Origin of the sequence: Arthrobacter sp. KBS0703 (genome assembly GCF_002008315.2) — a bacterium.
In the GTDB taxonomy this organism is placed as follows: Bacteria; Actinomycetota; Actinomycetes; order Actinomycetales; family Micrococcaceae; genus Arthrobacter.
Genome location: NZ_MVDG02000001.1, coordinates 573,504 through 589,978 on the forward strand (window position 1 = coordinate 573,504; position 16,475 = coordinate 589,978).

General features: G+C 64.4%; 21 protein-coding genes. 11 read left to right on the forward strand and 10 right to left on the reverse strand.

The genetic code is table 11. The features are described 5' to 3' along the window. Positions 1-18: 18 nt before the first annotated feature. Entirely contained in the window at positions 19-243 is a 225-nt protein-coding gene (locus B1A87_RS02710) for a hypothetical protein (RefSeq protein WP_395940218.1), read from the forward strand. A gap of 372 nt (positions 244-615) precedes the next feature. After that, positions 616-1,041, forward strand: coding sequence for a hypothetical protein (locus tag B1A87_RS02715; protein ID WP_078027156.1), 426 nt, complete (start codon positions 616-618; stop codon positions 1,039-1,041). A 51-nt stretch (positions 1,042-1,092) separates the two neighbouring features. Here the strand turns inward: B1A87_RS02715 and B1A87_RS02720 are convergent, their stop codons facing one another. From B1A87_RS02720 to B1A87_RS02740, 5 genes are all read right to left on the reverse strand, one after another. Continuing rightward, positions 1,093-1,671, reverse strand: coding sequence for a hypothetical protein (locus B1A87_RS02720; RefSeq protein ID WP_260680612.1), 579 nt, complete (start codon positions 1,669-1,671; stop codon positions 1,093-1,095). 210 nt (positions 1,672-1,881) lie between these two features. Beyond that, entirely contained in the window at positions 1,882-2,598 is a 717-nt protein-coding gene (locus B1A87_RS02725; protein WP_078027154.1) for a hypothetical protein, read from the reverse strand. A 117-nt stretch (positions 2,599-2,715) separates the two neighbouring features. Beyond that, complete coding sequence (locus tag B1A87_RS02730) at positions 2,716-3,465, reverse strand: hypothetical protein (protein WP_078027153.1); 750 nt, start codon at positions 3,463-3,465, stop codon at positions 2,716-2,718. Beyond that, positions 3,462-3,842: a hypothetical protein gene (locus B1A87_RS02735; protein WP_078027152.1), complete on the reverse strand. Its 381-nt coding sequence runs from the start codon at positions 3,840-3,842 to the stop codon at positions 3,462-3,464. Before B1A87_RS02735 ends, B1A87_RS02730 begins: the two co-directional genes overlap by 4 nt. Continuing rightward, on the reverse strand, positions 3,839-4,117 hold the full coding sequence (locus B1A87_RS02740; protein WP_185982214.1) for a hypothetical protein: 279 nt from the start codon (positions 4,115-4,117) through the stop codon (positions 3,839-3,841). The genes B1A87_RS02735 and B1A87_RS02740 overlap by 4 nt, the downstream gene beginning before the upstream one ends. Between B1A87_RS02740 and B1A87_RS02745 the strand changes: the two genes are divergently transcribed. Further along, complete coding sequence (locus B1A87_RS02745; RefSeq protein WP_260680613.1) at positions 4,097-5,551, forward strand: CCA tRNA nucleotidyltransferase; 1,455 nt, start codon at positions 4,097-4,099, stop codon at positions 5,549-5,551. The genes B1A87_RS02740 and B1A87_RS02745 overlap by 21 nt on opposite strands. Before the next feature lie 61 nt (positions 5,552-5,612). Here the strand turns inward: B1A87_RS02745 and B1A87_RS02750 are convergent, their stop codons facing one another. Both B1A87_RS02750 and B1A87_RS02755 read right to left on the reverse strand, forming a co-directional pair. Further along, positions 5,613-5,816 (reverse strand): cold-shock protein, encoded by a 204-nt coding sequence (locus tag B1A87_RS02750; RefSeq protein ID WP_078027151.1) that lies wholly within the window; start codon positions 5,814-5,816, stop codon positions 5,613-5,615. A gap of 134 nt (positions 5,817-5,950) precedes the next feature. Further along, the gene (locus B1A87_RS02755; protein ID WP_078027150.1) at positions 5,951-6,355 is read right to left on the reverse strand and encodes a hypothetical protein; all 405 of its coding nucleotides are present in this window, start codon (positions 6,353-6,355) and stop codon (positions 5,951-5,953) included. A 224-nt stretch (positions 6,356-6,579) separates the two neighbouring features. Here B1A87_RS02755 and B1A87_RS22795 point away from each other — a divergent pair, with 224 nt between their 5' ends. After that, entirely contained in the window at positions 6,580-7,296 is a 717-nt protein-coding gene (locus B1A87_RS22795) for a tRNA(His) guanylyltransferase Thg1 family protein (RefSeq protein ID WP_185982215.1), read from the forward strand. Between the two features lie 205 nt (positions 7,297-7,501). Here B1A87_RS22795 and B1A87_RS02770 read toward each other — a convergent pair whose 3' ends face one another. Further along, a complete protein-coding gene (locus tag B1A87_RS02770) occupies positions 7,502-8,113 on the reverse strand; it encodes a signal peptidase I (protein WP_078027148.1) in 612 nt (203 codons plus the stop codon). Positions 8,114-8,159: 46 nt separating this feature from the next. Further along, positions 8,160-8,999, reverse strand: a complete 840-nt coding sequence (locus B1A87_RS02775) for a transglycosylase domain-containing protein (RefSeq protein ID WP_185982216.1) — start codon at positions 8,997-8,999, stop codon at positions 8,160-8,162. 515 nt (positions 9,000-9,514) lie between these two features. On the opposite strand from B1A87_RS02775, the gene B1A87_RS02780 reads away from it, so the two are divergent. From B1A87_RS02780 to B1A87_RS02790, 3 genes are all read left to right on the forward strand, one after another. Continuing rightward, complete coding sequence (locus B1A87_RS02780; RefSeq protein WP_078027146.1) at positions 9,515-10,444, forward strand: ABC transporter ATP-binding protein; 930 nt, start codon at positions 9,515-9,517, stop codon at positions 10,442-10,444. After that, positions 10,441-11,331, forward strand: coding sequence for an ABC transporter permease (locus B1A87_RS02785; RefSeq protein WP_078027145.1), 891 nt, complete (start codon positions 10,441-10,443; stop codon positions 11,329-11,331). The genes B1A87_RS02780 and B1A87_RS02785 overlap by 4 nt, the downstream gene beginning before the upstream one ends. A 63-nt stretch (positions 11,332-11,394) precedes the next feature. After that, positions 11,395-12,555 (forward strand): restriction endonuclease, encoded by a 1,161-nt coding sequence (locus tag B1A87_RS02790; protein ID WP_078027144.1) that lies wholly within the window; start codon positions 11,395-11,397, stop codon positions 12,553-12,555. An 18-nt stretch (positions 12,556-12,573) separates the two neighbouring features. Here the strand turns inward: B1A87_RS02790 and B1A87_RS02795 are convergent, their stop codons facing one another. Then, positions 12,574-13,032, reverse strand: coding sequence for a hypothetical protein (locus B1A87_RS02795; RefSeq protein WP_078027143.1), 459 nt, complete (start codon positions 13,030-13,032; stop codon positions 12,574-12,576). Between the two features lie 100 nt (positions 13,033-13,132). On the opposite strand from B1A87_RS02795, the gene B1A87_RS02800 reads away from it, so the two are divergent. The 4 genes from B1A87_RS02800 to B1A87_RS02815 all read left to right on the forward strand — a co-directional run bounded on the left by B1A87_RS02800 (position 13,133) and on the right by B1A87_RS02815 (position 16,457). Next, complete coding sequence (locus tag B1A87_RS02800; protein WP_078027142.1) at positions 13,133-14,002, forward strand: GIY-YIG nuclease family protein; 870 nt, start codon at positions 13,133-13,135, stop codon at positions 14,000-14,002. Positions 14,003-14,157: 155 nt separating this feature from the next. Continuing rightward, a complete protein-coding gene (locus B1A87_RS02805; protein WP_185982217.1) occupies positions 14,158-14,451 on the forward strand; it encodes a hypothetical protein in 294 nt (97 codons plus the stop codon). Positions 14,452-14,502: 51 nt separating this feature from the next. Next, positions 14,503-15,357, forward strand: a complete 855-nt coding sequence (locus tag B1A87_RS02810; RefSeq protein WP_078027141.1) for an inositol monophosphatase family protein — start codon at positions 14,503-14,505, stop codon at positions 15,355-15,357. A gap of 56 nt (positions 15,358-15,413) precedes the next feature. Further along, on the forward strand, positions 15,414-16,457 hold the full coding sequence (locus tag B1A87_RS02815) for a DUF559 domain-containing protein (RefSeq protein WP_078027139.1): 1,044 nt from the start codon (positions 15,414-15,416) through the stop codon (positions 16,455-16,457). Positions 16,458-16,475 lie beyond the last annotated feature (18 nt).

Sequence of the window (16,475 nt, forward strand, 5' to 3'; positions counted from 1 at the left end):
TCCACCACGGTCCAGTCGTTGTTGGAGCCGTTGCGGATCCAGATCGGCTACCGCGGCGAAATCCAGGTATGCCTGCTGAACACGGACCGGAACAAAGCAATGGACTTCAAGCGCGGAAACCGTATCGCCCAGTTAGTCATCCAGCGGATCGAAATCGCCTCGTTCGCCCGAGTCGATGAGCTCACTGAATCGGTCCGCGGCACCGGCGGCTTCGGCTCCACGGGAGGCTTCGCGGCGCCCTGATGCCGTCTGACGTGCGGCTTTACTGAAGCCGCAGGGCGGAGCGGCCCGGACCTGATGCTTGCCAAAGTGTCGGATGATGCTGCTAATGTGTGGAACGCAGCACGTCAGGAAAGACCGTATGGTGGCCTGACAAGCCTTGAATCAAACATATGCAGCAGCCGACTACCTAACGGAAAAGGTCTGCCACTGCGAAGAAGCCCCGGAACCTCGAACGTCCCGGGGTTTCTTTGCGTCCAGGGGTAGTAGCCCCTCCGCCTTCTTTGTGTGCGGCCCGCGGGCGTTTCGATCAGCGGTGAGGGCGTTCCGGATTCCCGCACACATTGGCAGTACCGGCAGGGAGCCGGGAATGCCGATACCGGAGGACCGAACACCATGGCTACTTTCAACCTGGACGAGCTGCTCACCATCAACGACAGCGACCCGATCACGTACTCCGAGGGCCACCCGGGCGCCGGTAACCCGCAGGCCCTCTTCGGTCAGGACCACTTCGGCGGACCGCAGCTGGCCATGTTCGACAAGACCCACCGCGGCACCGACCTGTACACCACCTACAGCGTCGGCGGCTGGGAAGCCGGGAACTTCCACCGGGTCATCTGCGAGGGACCGCTGGTCGAAGGACCGCACGCCTGGATGAGCGCCAACGCCACCGTCCTCACCGCCCACAAGCAGGAACGCCGCGAACAGATCCTCGTCGCCGAGGGCGACACAATCATCCTCCGAGGCACCGAATACGCCATCAGCCAGGACCGCTACGGCTACATCAAGCTGACCCCGACCCCAGTTTCGGCCGAGGCGTAAGCACAGCGAAGCCCCGGCGCGGAGACCTTGCCGGGGCTTCTACGTGTCGCCCTAGTACTGGATGTCGGCGATCTTCCAGTTGCCGTCCACGACCTTCATGGTGAAGGTGTACGTGCCGGTCACGGGAATGGTGTCGTTCTTGTCGTACTCCGTGCTGATGCGGTTCTCGGACGCGTTACTGCTGTTGGTCCAGCTGACCGTGAATTCCGCATGTCCCTCGTCCGCCGAGCCGGACACATTTCTGACTTCGCCGGTGGCGGCCATGGTGCGTTTGTACGGCACCGAGTCCTCCCATGTGATCAGAGCGCGCTCGATCGTCGCCACGTTGATCTTGGTCTCCGTAATTTTCATGTGGCTGAGGCGCGGGTTGGCTTCAAAGCCTTCGACGAAGAGTGCCTTTGTGACCAGCTCGGCACCCGCTTCCGCAATGGGCTGTGCGATCTCAGCTGGCTTCTTGTTAGCGTTCGGATCCATGTACTTCTCATTGGTTTCCTGGTTTGCTCCGTAGTTCTCCCAAGCGGTCCACCTGTCATCCAGAATGGCCTTGGCCAGGCTCTCAACCGGATATTTATCGACGGGAAGCTCGAACGACGCAGCAGTAGCAACTGTGCTGACGGCCGAAGGGGACACAGAGGCGGCAGGTGATGAGCTGGCGGCTACCGGCGCCGAAGCAGGTGCCGCCTGGGGCGAGGAGCACCCTACCAATGCGGAAGCCAGGAAGGCTGTAAGGCAGGCTGCCCCCAGGGTCGTTTTAGCTGCCATGATTCCCCCAAATATTGTGATGAGCTGGCGCCAGTATATTGGTCGTCCGCACCAGGCTTGTGGAAATGACCGACGCTTCTAACCGTGGAGTGCCGCCACGGCCTTGGCTGCCACCTGGATGCTTTCCCAACCCCGCCGGCCAGCGGCAATAGTGCGGCGGTCGAGTGCGACGCCCTTGTTCTGAAGGATCGCTACCAGGGTCGCGTTCACGACATCCTCGCGGAGCTCGCTCAGCCAAGGGCCACGGATGTTCGGCATGACCGGAATGCGGGCCCGGATGGTCAGGAAGTGCCCGCCAATCATGGCCGCCGCGAAGCAGATGATGCCGATGATAAGCAGCTTCAGGTAGTTTTCCTGGTCGGTGGCCACAATGTAAGCGGGCGGTGCGATCAGTGCCGCCATCAGGCCCAGACGCATCGCCAGGATTGCCCGGGCACTGCCGGAGGCCTTGCGGCGGGCCACGGTGCCGGCCAGCTGCTTGTCCCGGACAGCCTGCGCCTTCAGCCGCCACTGGCGCTGCGAACCCAGGTGAAGCTGGACGAGGGCGCGGGCCGCGGCCAGCTCCTCCGGGTTCTCTTTCCGGAGGGCGGTCACGACCGGGTCCTCGGCGTCGGCCCAGGCACTGTCCAGGCGGCGGTCGATGGCGGCGGCCATGTCATTCAGACCCAGGCGGGCTGCGGCTTCGGCGGTTTCTTCGACGCGGAGCGGCTGTGCCGGGCTGGTTTGCTGTGGTGTTCCTTCGTGGCGGGCGCCGTACCGCGGCGACCCGTCGACGAGCTGATATTCATTGCTCATTGTTTCCCCATATCGTGGCCCGGCTGCGGGTCCTTCGGTTGCTGCACGCCGGACTGGGCCGGCGGCTCTGCCGGTCCGAGGATCATTGTCCATGGCAACGGTCGGCAGGCTGGATTGTTACGGCTGCGCGGGGTTGGTCCGCAGTTCCTGCGCCACGGTGGCGACGTAGCGGGTGTGGTTCCAGCCGCGGAGCGCGGCCTTGACGGTGCCCTGGTCGAGCGGGATGTCCTTGCTCTGCAGGACAGCCACCAGGGTGGCGTTCACGACGTCGTCCCACAGGAATCGGGCGTCCTCGCGGTCAATGCGGGTCGGCAGGCTGCCGGGGTCCACGGTCCGGCCCAGCTTCCGCTGGATGGGGCGTGTACCCAGGTAGATGCCCAAGACGATGACCAGCGAGATCAGGGGAGGGGCTTTCGTCGCGGCAAGACCGATCACGATGACCAACATGGCCACACTGAGTCCGATCGACATGAGCGACGCAGCCAGTTGCCGCATGAGGGTGCCGTCCATCTGGGCTTCCTCGATAACGGCTTCTGTGTACGCAGTCTTGGCGCCACGCATCCACACCGCCGGGGAGTCCAGGCGCTTGGCGACGGTGGCCTCGGCTTCCTTGAGCTCCTCGGGGTGGTCTGCCCGCAGCCCGGAGATTATTTCGGCGTCGGCGTGGTTGTACTTGTCGAGGACGAAGCGGTGCTGCACAGCCAGCTTCAGTTCGGCAGCGTCCAGCAGTGCAGCGGCGTCCGCCGTCTGCCCGACCCGGATGAGGTTCGGGGCGGTGGCAACCGAAACTTGGGCCAGGCCGGTGGTGCGGATGCCGTATCGCGGCGAGCCGTCAGCCAACATGTACTCGGAGTTGTTGCGGATCATGCAGCCACCTGCTCCGCCTTGGCCCGGGCCTCCCGCGCTTCTTGGGCGGTGGCCGGGCTGTACCCGGTGAGCGCGTTGACTGTGAGGCCGACGAGGATGTCCCTGTCGGTGCCGCCGACAGTCAGGTGGCGGTGGATCGCCTCAAGGCCGCGGGTGTGGCGCTTGAGCTCCTCAGCGAAGCGCTGATCCGAGCCAGTGCCGGCCGCCGAATTGCGCAGCGCACTGCCAGCCAGGCGGAGCATGAATTCGGTGTCGTTACCGCCGGCGAGCAGGTGGTTCTGGATGCCGGTCAGGGCCCGCGACTGCAAATGAAGTCTGGCGTTCTGGCGCGCAGCTGGGACCTGGGCGGGTGAAGGGACAGCTGTCAGAGTGCTCATGATTCATCCTCGTCTTCGTCGGGGTTGTAGGGGCCGGCGGACAGGATCAGCTGCGGCCAGGTGGGGTCCGTTTGGATGCCTTCGAGGGAAACCTGCGTGGAGACCCCGCTCAGACGGGCGGAGTCGCGGGCCTCGGCGAGCCGGGCCGCCAGGAGATCCTGGTTGGCGCGGACCATGGCGAGGAAAGGCTCCGCGTCATTCGCCGTCTGGTCTTCGTTGGTGTACTCGAACGCGAAGGTGATCTTCTCGAGGAATTGTTCGAAGTTGGCGCTCATGGCCACGTTCATTCCATCGACATCGAGGTGTACGGGCTCTCCAAAGATGAGGTCCGGAAGGCCCTGCCCGGGGACGTGAATGAATTTGGCCCGTCCTTCGGGGTCTTCAACACCTCCCTCAACGGCCAGGACTTCGACGTCGCATTGCCCCGCCAGGACAACAAGACCGGCGACGGCCACCGTGGCTTCGTCGTCGAGACCGACCCGAACATGCCCTTCGATGTCGCCTTCGCCCGGCGCGACTTCACCATGAACGCAATGGGCTGGGATGCGGAATCCGGCGAGCTCGTGGATCCGCTCGGCGGCCGCGCCGACCTCGAAGCCGGCATCCTTCGCCACACCGGAGACAAGTTCCAGGAAGACCCTCTAAGGGTGCTCCGCGGTGTCCAATTCGCTGGCCGATTCAACATGGAGCTTGCCCCGGAGACGGCCGAGCTGTGCCGGGAGATGGCGCCGGCGTTCCACGAACTGCACAAGGACGGCATCTGGAAGCAGTTCCGTAAGCTGAGCGCCGAAGGAACCCACATCTCCAAGGCGCTCGAGGCCCTGCACACCTCCGGCTGGGAGCAGCATTTTCCTGGCCTGGCGGCGACCCGCGGGGTCCCCCAGGATTTGACCTGGCATCCGGAAGGGCCCGTGCATGTCCACCTCGGGATGGCGGGTGACCAGGCGGCACGGATCGCCCGCCGTGACGGCCTCGATGAAGAGGAGACGTCCATCCTGGTCCTGGCCGCGATGACCCACGACTTCGGCAAGGCTCATTCCACGAAGATCGACGAAGACGGCAGGATCACCTCCGGCGGCCACCACGAAACGGGGGTCGCCCCGGCCAAAGACTTCCTGGAGCGCATCGGCGCCCCGCAGCGGTTCCACGAGAAGATCCTTCCGCTGATCCGGGAGCACATGTGCCACAACCCCGGCGGCGAGGCCACGGTCAGCGCCTCCGCGGTCCGCCGGCTGCTGCAGCGGCTGGATAACGCCGGCGGCGGTCCCACCCTGAAGCAGTGGGCGCAGCTGGTGGAGGCGGACAAAGCCGGCCGCGGTGAAGGGGCCAGGCGCGGCAGGAACTATCTGCCTGACTGGCTAGCCATCGCGGACCGGATCGGCAACGAGAAGGCTGTCGGCAAGGCAATGCTCAAGGGCCAGCACCTGGCCGAGGCAGGAATCCCGCGCGGACCGATGTGGGCGATCATCGTGACCCAGTCCGAGGAAGCCCAGGACGACGGTGCGTTCGCGGACGAGGAAGGCGCCAGGGAGTGGTTCGCGGCCAACCGCGACGCCATCATGAAGGAGACGACCCGGCGCCTGCAGAAAGCCCAGGCAGCGTCCGAGAAGAAGAAGGCCGCGATGGCGATTGCATTGAAAGCGCGGCAGGAGGAGCAGAAGGCTGCGGCGCGGGCTGCCAAGGCGGCCAGACAGGCGGCTGGATCCTAAGGGTGAAGACAAATGAAAAGACTGGCCTGCCGATTGGCGGGCCAGTCTTTCGTAGAAGCCGTTAGAGCGGCTGGATGTTCTCTGCCTGCGGACCCTTGGGGCCCTGCGTAACGTCGAACTGAACCTTCTGGTTCTCGTCGAGGGAGCGGTAACCGCTGGAGGCGATTGCCGAATAGTGTGCGAACACGTCAGCGCTTCCGTCGTCCGGGGCGATGAAACCAAAGCCCTTTTCGGAGTTGAACCACTTGACCGTACCTGTTGCCATGCTGTTTTCCTTCACGGGTCGCTGGCCGGTTCCGCTCTTCGGATTACCGTCCCAGCCACTCACAAGCTCGAGCCTATGTGTCCGATCCGGCTCCCGGCAAGGGATTGCGTCAGAAGCGGAAACCGGTAGGTCCGCTACTCGAGGAAGTCGCCGATGATGTGGACCCAACCGGACCCGGCGCGGAACACGACAGCTGCCTTGCACCTGTTGCACCACCACTGGCCCTTGAACCAGCGACGATCGGTGGCGCCCCGGCAGGAGCTGATGTCGGGGTTGTCGCCATCTGTTGCGGCCTGGACCAGTGCAGCGAGCATGCTGTGCACGTCGGCCTCGTAGGTGTCGAGGGCATGGAGGTCACGCAGCTCGCATCCCGGACCGTCCAGGCACGTGTCGTCATGAAGTCGGCGGGCAATTGTGATGACCGCTTGGCTGTTGACGGTGATGGTCAGAACAGGAGCACAGGCCTCCACGAGGAATGCTTCTGTGGCCGGACGGTCTGCAAACGAATCGCCGATCAGGTCGTTCATCATGGCGGTCATTGGTACTCCTGGTGCTCTTGGTGTTCCTGCTACTTACCATCTATGTGTGCGGCATCACAGAAAGAGCCACCCGATTTCAGGTGAGGTGTCGGGAAGTCCGATCCGCTCCTCCGCACACATGGCGCGCATGACAACCACAGCGCCCGAAACGCCCACCCTGACGATGAAAGATCTGGAGCGGCAGTATCGCACTGTCCTGCCGGCAAAGAGTTACGCCGTCATCCGTGTGGACGGCAAAGGGCTTCTCCAAGTACACCAAGGGGCTGCAACGCCCGTTCGATGCGAAGTTCACCGCTGACATGCAGGCCACAGCCCTGTTCCTGTGCGAGAACATCGACGGTGCGCACTTCGCCTACACCCAAAGCGACGAGATCTCCGTGATCATCTCCGATCTGGCAGGCAGCAACTCCCAGCAGTGGTTCGGCGGGCAGGTCCAGAAGATCGTCTCCACGTCAGCCGCCCTGGCCACAGCGAAGTTCAACCGGCTCCGGCCCGAGGTGGAGAACCTCGCCTTCTTCGACGGACGCACGCACCACCTCAACGGCCCCGGCGGCGTCCTGGAGTACCTGCAGTGGCGCCAGGCAGATGCCATGAAGAACAGCGTCGGCATGCTCGCCTCCCACCACTTCAGCCACCGGGCACTGACCGGGGCGGCCAACGCGAGGATGCCTTCGCGGGCCTGCCGGTCGAGCCGGTCCTTTGCCGCCACATGCCGGCGGAGTCCCTGGACCACGGCCGCGCCGCCCGGGCGGCTCAGGCCGGTGAACTCCAGCGGTACGGCGCCGATGTGCAAGGTCAGCGTGCCGAGGCCGAGGACTGTATGCCATTGCACGAGAGCTATGCGGTCCAGTCCGATGTCCTCGTTGACCCTCCAGATGAGGCCATGGCAGAGGAACAGGAACCGGGTGTCGGTGATGACCGCCAACCCGAAGCAACCCTGATACCGGCACTGGGCCATGGCGGCTACCGTTTCGTCCGGTGAGAGCAGGGACTCCAGCTGGCGCAGCTCCCGCCCGCTTCCAAGGGAAAATCTGGCGCTGGCGCGTGCGGCGGTTATGTCGGGACGGAGTGTGGGCGCGGCCATGGAAGTCTCTGTTCTGTCGGGTAGTTGCTACCCGGAGACTTGCGCAGATAGTGCCGGGCAGGCTAGACGCTGGCTGCAGTTGCTTTCTTCTTCGCCGTCCGGCGGCCGGGGAGGAGTTCGCGGGCGAACAGGAAGATCCCGTAGCTGACGAGCCCGACGGCCAGAATGCTGGGGAGTGATGCAACCCCGGCGTGGAAGGCCAGGAGCCGCAGCGCCCCGGCGAAGGGGACGTAGTAGTCCATCTTGCCGATGATCTGCTCCGGCCGTACCGGCTTGTCAGGGGCCGGGTTCGCGTCACCCTGGACAATGACTTCCGTTGCATGGCCGTCCGCTGATTTCACGTCGATGACCCGGTGCGTGATCGGGATGCCACCCGTGATGTTGTCGTCGGGCTGGTAGGCGATGACGTCCCCGACTTTGAGGGTGTCCGCGTCGACCGGGTGATAGATCAGGATGTGCCCAGGCGGCAGGTTCGGTGCCATTGACCCGGTCATGACCGTCAGGGCCGTCCCTCCGGTCACGGCAGGCAGGACGGCGCAAACGCCGACCAGAGCCATCGCCACGACGAAGGCTACGGTGATTCCGAGGTCGATCAGGCGGCTGCCAAAGCGTGGGTTTGGGGAGCCTGTGGCGGGAGCTGCTTCGGTCGGTTCGGGACGTGTCGTAGTCGTCATGGGGGGAATGTGTGCGGAGGGGCTACGACTCCTGCCCGCCCACCTATCAGTCGACCGGCGCAGGCGCCGGCGGATTTATCGCTTCCGCGTCCAGCCTATCCCGGACGCTTTGGGGCATCGTGGAGCAGGAGTCCTTGCCGCGCTGGGCCGCGTGGTCAGAGGCCATATCCGTGATGCCCACGGTCGCGATGGCGGCCTTCATTCCGCCCATGCCTTCGAGCTGCCGGGCAAGCCAGACGTTGGCGGCACCGTTCACCAGGTTCTTCACCGCCGGGTGGGCGTCCGGGCCGAGGTCGATGCCTCCGTGCGGGGCGCGCCGCACCAGGTCCGGCAGGGGCAGCACTCCCTGAAGCTGCCAGGCGTTGTACTCATACATGGCCCACGGAGGCGTGTCGAAGTAGTACCAGCTGGCGGCGCAGATGCCGTACAGGCCGGGGCCGAACTGCGCGTAGTTCAGGTACAGCTCGAGCATCCGCTGGTCAGAGAGGGTGTAGCTGTACTGGGTGGAGAGGCCAGCCTCCAGTGCCTTACGGATCGCGGTCGGATTCTCCCTCTCCTCCCACAGGAACATGTTTTTGAGCAGCTGCTGCGGGATGGTGGACCCGCTCGGGTCAGGCTCTCCCCGCCGGTACGCCTCCGCGCGGGCCATGAGGTCTTCCCAGTCGAAGGCGCCGGCACGGGAGCCGAGCTGCTGGTCTTCGTGGGCGATGGTGGCGGCCACCATGAAACGGCTGATGTGGTCCAAACCGACGTACTCGTAGATGACGCCATGCCGGGACTGGAGCATGTAGGCGGTCCGCGAGGGAGTGAAACCGGCAGCGATGGCGAACGCCAGAATCTGAAGGACAAGTACGGGGGCGAGCAGGACGGCGAGGGTCCGCCACAACCACCGCAGCTTCCTCCTTTTCTTCTTCTTCGCAGGCGGCTGTGCTTCGGGTCCCGTAGCGGGCGGAGGCCCCGGACTAGGAGCCGGCGGCGGAGGAGAGGCAGGCCGCGGGGCGAGCGGCTCGGTCATTCCCGACGGCGGCAGCGGGGCAACAGTCACGGGTGGGGATCCGGCCGGCCGCAAGCCCTCGAACGGCACCGGTTCGATCCTGGTCGGTGTCTGAAAGTCCATCGGCCCGTCCCCACTGTTGATGCAGCTGTCCCCTTGGCGGCTCAAGGGAGTGAGGAAAGTCTACGATCCGGCTTATCTCCATGCCTATGGATATGCCCTCTTCAAGGCTCTGACAATCTCCGGCAACACCTTCCCTCACGCCGTCAAGACATCTGACCGTCTGCGTAACAAGGAGCTGACCTGCGGCTACGCATGTTTACTGGGTGTGGGGGCGGGGAGTGCTGTGTCCGACTCCGCACACATGGACCGATGACGTCCGCCCGCCCCCGAAAGAAAGCTGCACCATGATCGAGGCTCACGGCCTGACCAAGCGGTACGGAAAACGCATCGCCGTCGACGACATCACCTTCACCGTCCAACCAGGCCAGGTCACCGGATTCCTGGGGCCCAACGGCGCCGGAAAATCCACCACCATGCGCATGATCCTGGGACTGGACCGGCCCACCGCCGGCCAGGTCCTGGTCAACGGCCGCCCCTACGCCCAGCATCGGGCGCCCCTGCGCGAAGTCGGCGCCCTGCTGGATGCGAAAGCAGTCCACCCGGCCCGCAGCGCCGCCAAGCACCTGTCCGTCCTGGCAGCCACGCATGGCATCCGCCGCAGCCGCGTGCAGGAAGTCATGTCGATGACCGGCATCTCCGATGTCGCCCGCAAACGCGTCAAGGGGTTCTCCCTGGGCATGGGCCAGCGCCTCGGTATTGCCGCGGCTCTCCTCGGCGACCCGAAGACCGTTATTTTCGACGAGCCGGTGAACGGTCTGGACCCTGAGGGCGTTCAGTGGGTCCGCAACCTGGCCCGGCACCTTGCCTCAGAAGGCCGGGCTGTCTTCCTCTCCTCGCACCTGATGAGCGAGATGTCCCAGACCGCGGACCACCTCATCGTCATCGGCCGCGGCCGGATCATCGCCGACGCACCCGTGGCCGAGATCCTCGCCCACGGCCAGGACAGGACCCTGGTCCGCAGCGACCGTGCCGACCTTCTTCAGGCTGGCCTCGCAGCCGAAGGGATCTCCTTCCGCGAGATCGAGCCCGGCCACCTGGAAGTCACCGGCGCCGAGCCGCGGCGGATCGCCTGGATTGCCCGCGAGCAGGAGGCACTGATCTACGAGCTGGTCCCGGTCCGGGCAACGCTCGAAGAGGCGTACATGGAACTGACCCGAGACGACGTTGAATACCGCTCCGCCGTACTGGCCGGGGCAGGAGGGGGAACCCGATGAGCACGACCACCGCACCCACCGGCCGCCGCCGGGCAGCTGCCCCGCATCCCCGGGAGGAGGCCACCGGACTAAACTTCCTGCGGGCCGTCTACGCCGAATGGCTCAAGCTGACCTCGCTGCGCTCCAGCTACGTCATCCTCACGATCACCCTGCTGGGCATGGTCGGCATCGGCGTGCTCAGCGCCTTTGCCGTCCTGGCCATGGCTGACGGGCTCCTTGACGTCGGCGGTCCGTCCGGCGCCCCAGGACCAGAAGTCATGGGCGAGGAGCTTGGGGTGCAGGCGCGCGGCATTCCGGCCTCCGGGATCGCCATTGCCCAGTTCCTCATCGCTTCCCTGTCCGTCATGCAGATCGGCTCCGAATACGGCACCCGGATGATCTCCACCACCCTTACCGCCGTCCCCCGCCGGCTCACCGCACTCGTGGCCAAGACAATCGTCATCGCCGGGATGTCCTTCGCTGTGGGCGCCGCCGCGGCCGTCATCTCCTATGCGGTGGCCCAGCCCATGCTGGAGCCCAAAGGACTGAACTACTCCATCACCGCGGACGGCGTCATTCCGAGCATCCTCAGCACCGGCGCGTACCTTGCACTGATCGCCATCCTGGGACTGGGCATCGGCACCCTCCTGCGAAACAGCGCGGGCGGCATCATGACCACCCTGGGAATTCTGATCGTCGCGCCGATCGTGCTCGCGATCCTGTCGGGGCAGAACGAACTCTTCATGGACATCAGCCGCTATCTGCCCTCCTCTGCAGGCATCGAGATGGTTGCCATCAAGACCCTGCCGGATGCGTTGACACAGACCCAGGGAGGGCTTGTCGTGTCCGCCTGGGCCGCCGCGGCACTGGCCGGAGCGCTGGTGACTGTGAAGCGCCGGGACGCCTGACTGACCGACCGCACTTACAGTAGGCCTGCGGACTAACGCAAGGCCATTCGATAGGGTTTGGGCATGGCTAAGTTCCGCTCGTCCCGGCATGATCACGAGATCCTGCTTGCTGACTGGCTCGAAGCTGAGGAACTGGCTGCCTGGTACATGCGCGAGGACCTTGGCATGAGCGCGGCCAGGGTCACCGGTTCGGGCAACGACAGGGGCATCGACGTCGTTGCTGACAGCGCGGTGGCTCAGGTCAAGCACGTGAGCGTGCCGGTCGGTGCACCTGTTGTCCAGGCCGCCTTGGGCGCCGGGCACGGTAATGAAGCGGTTTTGTTCTTTTCGTTGTCTGGATACACCCGGCAGGCGGAAGAGTTCGCAGCGCGAGCCGGAGTCTGTCTTTTTCAGTACGACATCTATGGGGATGTACGTGCAAGGAATGACGCAGCGCGAGAGCTTGTCGCCAACCGTAAAAGTGCGAGTAGCGCCCAAGACACTGGATTGAATCAACTCCGAGCGAAGGCCGCTCCGGCGTTAGCGAGATTAGAGACTGTCCGGCGTACCGCCGACACTCTCGCAACCAGTCTGGAGCACGCTGCCGACTTGGGAAACGACGACAGGACCTTGGCGCTCATTACCGGTCTATATGCACAATTCTATGAAAAACGGGACAGCCGGTGGGGCTATCCTGCTTCAGAGGAATCCATCGAGGCCGGGTGGGCCGAGCTAGTTTTGAAGACTGTTCGCGGAAACGTCCGGGTGTCTAGAGCGGCCGTGGACGCAGGCGTGCATGAGCTAATTGAGCTCCACGACGAATTAGGGGATCTGGACCGGCTACGCCAGTTGACGGCCGCCCAATGGCTCCGAGCCCTATCTGACTGGGAGTTCCGGTGGAACCGCGCTCGGTATCTAATGACCTGTTCGTACTTTCCTCCCACCGAAAACGAACCGCCATTGGAAACCTTTGAACTCGAGGCCGTTATCGACATGAGTAACGGGGGAAAGTTCAATCATGCGGTGGCTTCGAGGTGGATAGATGGCCCAACAAGATCGGGCGACCCCGAGAACTGCTTCGCTGCTGCTCAGATAGACCCGGTAGGTCGTGGGGCAGATTATTGCCTCCGACTTCTCGAAGACTTCTGGGGTATGGACTTTAGCGGAGCCGAGGACGGGAAACCCGCCTATCCATTGGGATGGTCCCAGAAAGACGTAGACTCGCTGCGCCGCATAGTGGACTGAGCCTTGTCCGCAGTCATGTCAATCCTCCGCCAGATGCTGCGGGCGCATCGCCTCGACGTCGAGCTCCAGGGCGATCTTCTCGTCTTCGGTCAGCGGGCGCACTGCCCTCTCGAACAGCTCCACGCCGGCGGCCCAGTTGTCCCATCGCCCGTCGCTCCGGAGCGGTCCATCCAGGCGTACAGCCGCGGCAATGAGAATGGCGGTGACGACCTCGTCGTAGGGCTTCTGCTCCGTCTTGCAGAAGGTCCACATGTCCGGGTAGTGCGGCTCCTTGGTGCCGCGCAGGTGGAACGTCTCGTAAGCCTCGCCCGCGGCCCGGGACCCATTCAGGCGGATCCCCTCTGTCTCGTCCAGAATGGGCAGGCCCTGGCCTTTCGGGCCGCAGACCGTCACAGAGGTGTTGTCGATGATCTTCCGCGCATCATCGATCACCTCGGCGGTTGCCATCAGACCGGGGAAGTAGTGGGTGTAGCCCATCGCTCGCTCCTGGTAGTTCTCCCTTCGAATCTACCGCGGTCCGCCTCCAGAAGCTGGTCACACATTGCATTCGCGGAGCTTCCTACGCATGTTGTTCTGTATGGGCATACCGCAGACGATTCAGATTTACCTCCCCCAGGGCGATCCCGCCGGCATCCGGATGGCGGAGATCACTACACGGACCGTCCGCCTCTTCGAAGTGCCCAGGACGCTGCTGAGCGACTTCCGCTCCATGCCCGAGTCCAAGCAGGTCGGTGTCTACTTCCTGTTCGGCTCCACGCCAGAAGGCCGTGCCCGCGCTTACGTGGGCCAGTCGGGCAACGTAGGTGATCGGATCAAAGACCACGAGGGGAAGAAGGAGTTTTGGGACAAGGCCCTGGTCGCAGTTTCCCTCACCAACTCCTGGACCAGCACCCACGTCAGCTACATGGAGTGGCAGGCGATCCGCAGGGCTACCGTGTCCGGACGGTACGAGCTGGAGAACGGCAACGATGCCTCCAACCCTCATACGCCGGCGCCGCTGGAAGCTGACTGCCAAGAGTACCTTGAGACTATCTCTGTCCTGATCACTACGCTCGGCTACCCGCTGATGGAGCCACTGGTGCAGCCCAAGGGACTGGGACAGGACGACGGCCCGGAGATGATCTTTGTCAAGGTCCGGGGTGCCGAGCTCCGCGGGTACTCGACGTCTGAGGGGATCGTGGTCCTGGCGGGTTCCTTCGGGCGTTCGGCAGCCGCCCCGTCCGCAGCAACCTCCATCCTCAACTACCGTCAGCGGCTGCTCGATCAAGGGACCGCCGCCATCCAGGACGGCACCTACACGCTCCTGAGAGATCACCTGTTCGGTAGTCCCAGCACGGCAGCCGCAGTCATGATCGGTGCCAGCGTCAACGGCCGTGTGACCTGGAAGAATGCTTCCGGACTGACCTTCCAGCAGATGGAGGATATGAAGCTGGCCGGAGCTTCCTAACTAACGCGGCTGCGGTTCCCAACCTGGAACGGGCTTCGCCTTCGCCGGATTCGAGCGGCACGAGTGCGAGAAGCGGGAGATGGTCGCTGCAGTAGTCGTTGAATTCCTCGCAGGCACTTCTACGCCTTCTTCACGGCCAGCACGAGGTCGTCCGGGTGGAGATCGAAATCCAGGAGATCCTCAACCCCGAGTACGAACGACCCGCGCGCCCGGGGCCGTATGCGGTCATCCACTCCTTCGAGGTCTCCGAGGACCACCGCCGCCGCGCCCTCGGAACCGATGCCCTCCAACTGATCGCCGACCGCTACGAGGGCACGCCGCTGGAGGCGTTCTCCGCGGGCGCCGAGAAGTTCTGGGGCTCCCTGGGATGGGCACGGTACGAGCACACCACGGAGCCCGGCCACTCACACCCCATGTTTGTGAGTGGGACGCGACAGCAGGCGAACTGAGGCGGCGCAGCGGTAACCTTGCCTTCTACCAGCTAAACCCGGGAGCCACGAATGACCTATGAGCCCGATCTGGACGACCCGGCCGACCGGCGCAAGCTGATGTTGGCAACGGCCGACCACGCGGCAGCGTCATCCGCGCACCATCTCCGTGACTTGTCCGCCACCAAGGCACCAACCGACCGCCTGCCCGTCTCGGAGTACATGGGCGAGATGCTGCGCGCAGTGAAGAACCATGCCGAGGGATACCTGAAGCACCTCTATAGGGCACCCGTATACGTCTCAACCGACCGGCAACCCTGGTTGGACGACGAGCCGGCATGGGTCATCAACCTGCAGGACGGGTGGCAGAACCTCCTGGCCGGCTTCGAGCACGCCGCCGTCAGCTACACCCTGATCACCCTCCGCCGGCCCTTCATTAGCGCAGTCGCCCCGGTGTTCTCCGAGCGCCGGTACATGGCCGCTGCAGGCCTGGGCGCCTGGCAGCAGGGCGAGCGGGAGGAACCGAGGAAGGTTCATCCCTCGTCTGCGGACGCACTGGGTTCGTCCGCGCTCAGCTTCGGTCTTCCCGCTGATGACCTCTCCGCTGCTGCGTTCAGGCCCGCCGCCAGGATGCGGCCCAAGGCGGGGGCACTGCTACTGAGCGGATGCAGCTCGCTCGATCTGGTGGACGTCGCGCGCGGCGCCACGCAAGGCCACTTCGAAGCGAGCGTGAACCCAGCAGACGTCGCGGCAGCTTTGCTCATCCTCAACGAAGCCGGAGGCATCATCACCGACTGGAAGGGTGTCGATATTCACCCAAGGAACGCGGGCACGGTCAACCTCGCGGCCAGCAACGGCTGGGTTCACGGGGAGATGATCCAAACGCTCTCGAAGCTCAAGGCCGGGGCTGCATCTGTCACGGTCTGAACACTGCTCCGCTCAGATGTAATCTGATGCCGACACCACTATCAATTGGGGGACCAGTGCCTAAGATCGTCACCAAGCCGCGGTGGACGCCGCCCGAGCCTTCGCATCCAATCGGGACCCTGCTTCCGGGCAGCGCTGAGACCTCGAAGCTTGAGGAACAGGTCCGGGCCAGGCTGACGGCCGCAGGGGTACAGCTCCATGACGAGCGGCTCGGGATCCAGTGCGGGTTCGATGAGGCCCGGAACAGGTATCCCGTCCTCACCCCGGATTTCCTAATCCTGGACGCCAAGGTCTGTATCGAGATCGACCCGGCCAACATTCATGCCGACAGGGTCGACCAGGACAAGGTCCGCAACGCACTGCTCGCGGCCGCCGGCTGGCGGGTTGTGAGACTGCGGCTTGGAAGCTTGGAAGCTATCGGGGAGTGGGATGTCGTCTCGGACTCCGGCACGCTCACCGTAGCGGCCGTTCCCGCTCTGGTCGAAGCCATCGGGGACGCCGTCGCCGGCAGGCCAGGGGTGGTGCGGACCGTGAAAGGCAAGCCCGCCGCGCCCCGTAAGAAGTCTCGGCTCGGAGCGATCCGGGAAGACGAGTACAAGTTCGGCGTCCACACCGTCCGATGGACGCTTGACGACGGTGAGGTGCTGGACCTGGCAGTCGTGGACAACGGACGCTACCTGGGCCGGGTAATGAAGTCTGAGTTCCCGCGATACGTCCGGCCCCTCGACCTGCGGGACATACCCAAGGACGACTGGCGGAAAGCCCTGGAACCCCTCTTTGAGGGCATGGAACCCTCCGAGTTCGAGCCCGTGTCGACGTTCCCCTGGGGCGACTCACTGTTCATCGGGCCTCAGGCCGGAACGATCTACCTGAAGGACAAGTTCAGCCCCTTCGGACCGGGCGAGGTTCTCACAACCAACCTTGAAGGCGTCCACGAGTACAACGCCGCGGCCATCCAGGGAGCTGACCACGCTGTGCTGGCCGAGCTGCACGCCGAGGCCATCGCACTCGGCTGGGAGATCGAGAGTGTGAGCCTAGAATCCGGGCGGAACGGCGAGTATCAACGAGTAGTTCTCAGCCGCAAGGGCTTTGAGGCGTAGGAGGCCGGTGGGCGCCCG

Bases quoted from the DNA above. Each gene is read 5' to 3' on its own strand.
- B1A87_RS02735 (WP_078027152.1), bottom strand. From the start codon at position 3,842: ATGAGCACTCTGACAGCTGTCCCTTCACCCGCCCAGGTCCCAGCTGCG.
- B1A87_RS02800 (WP_078027142.1), top strand. From the start codon at position 13,133: ATGGGCATACCGCAGACGATTCAGATTTACCTCCCCCAGGGCGATCCC.
- B1A87_RS02725 (WP_078027154.1), bottom strand. From the start codon at position 2,598: ATGAGCAATGAATATCAGCTCGTCGACGGGTCGCCGCGGTACGGCGCC.
- B1A87_RS02790 (WP_078027144.1), top strand. From the start codon at position 11,395: ATGGCTAAGTTCCGCTCGTCCCGGCATGATCACGAGATCCTGCTTGCT.
- B1A87_RS02755 (WP_078027150.1), bottom strand. From the start codon at position 6,355: ATGACCGCCATGATGAACGACCTGATCGGCGATTCGTTTGCAGACCGT.
- B1A87_RS02750 (WP_078027151.1), bottom strand. From the start codon at position 5,816: ATGGCAACAGGTACGGTCAAGTGGTTCAACTCCGAAAAGGGCTTTGGT.
- B1A87_RS02740 (WP_185982214.1), bottom strand. From the start codon at position 4,117: ATGAGCGCCAACTTCGAACAATTCCTCGAGAAGATCACCTTCGCGTTC.
- B1A87_RS02770 (WP_078027148.1), bottom strand. From the start codon at position 8,113: ATGACGACTACGACACGTCCCGAACCGACCGAAGCAGCTCCCGCCACA.
- B1A87_RS02780 (WP_078027146.1), top strand. From the start codon at position 9,515: ATGATCGAGGCTCACGGCCTGACCAAGCGGTACGGAAAACGCATCGCC.
- B1A87_RS02810 (WP_078027141.1), top strand. From the start codon at position 14,503: ATGACCTATGAGCCCGATCTGGACGACCCGGCCGACCGGCGCAAGCTG.
- B1A87_RS02730 (WP_078027153.1), bottom strand. From the start codon at position 3,465: ATGATCCGCAACAACTCCGAGTACATGTTGGCTGACGGCTCGCCGCGA.
- B1A87_RS02795 (WP_078027143.1), bottom strand. From the start codon at position 13,032: ATGGGCTACACCCACTACTTCCCCGGTCTGATGGCAACCGCCGAGGTG.
- B1A87_RS02785 (WP_078027145.1), top strand. From the start codon at position 10,441: ATGAGCACGACCACCGCACCCACCGGCCGCCGCCGGGCAGCTGCCCCG.
- B1A87_RS02715 (WP_078027156.1), top strand. From the start codon at position 616: ATGGCTACTTTCAACCTGGACGAGCTGCTCACCATCAACGACAGCGAC.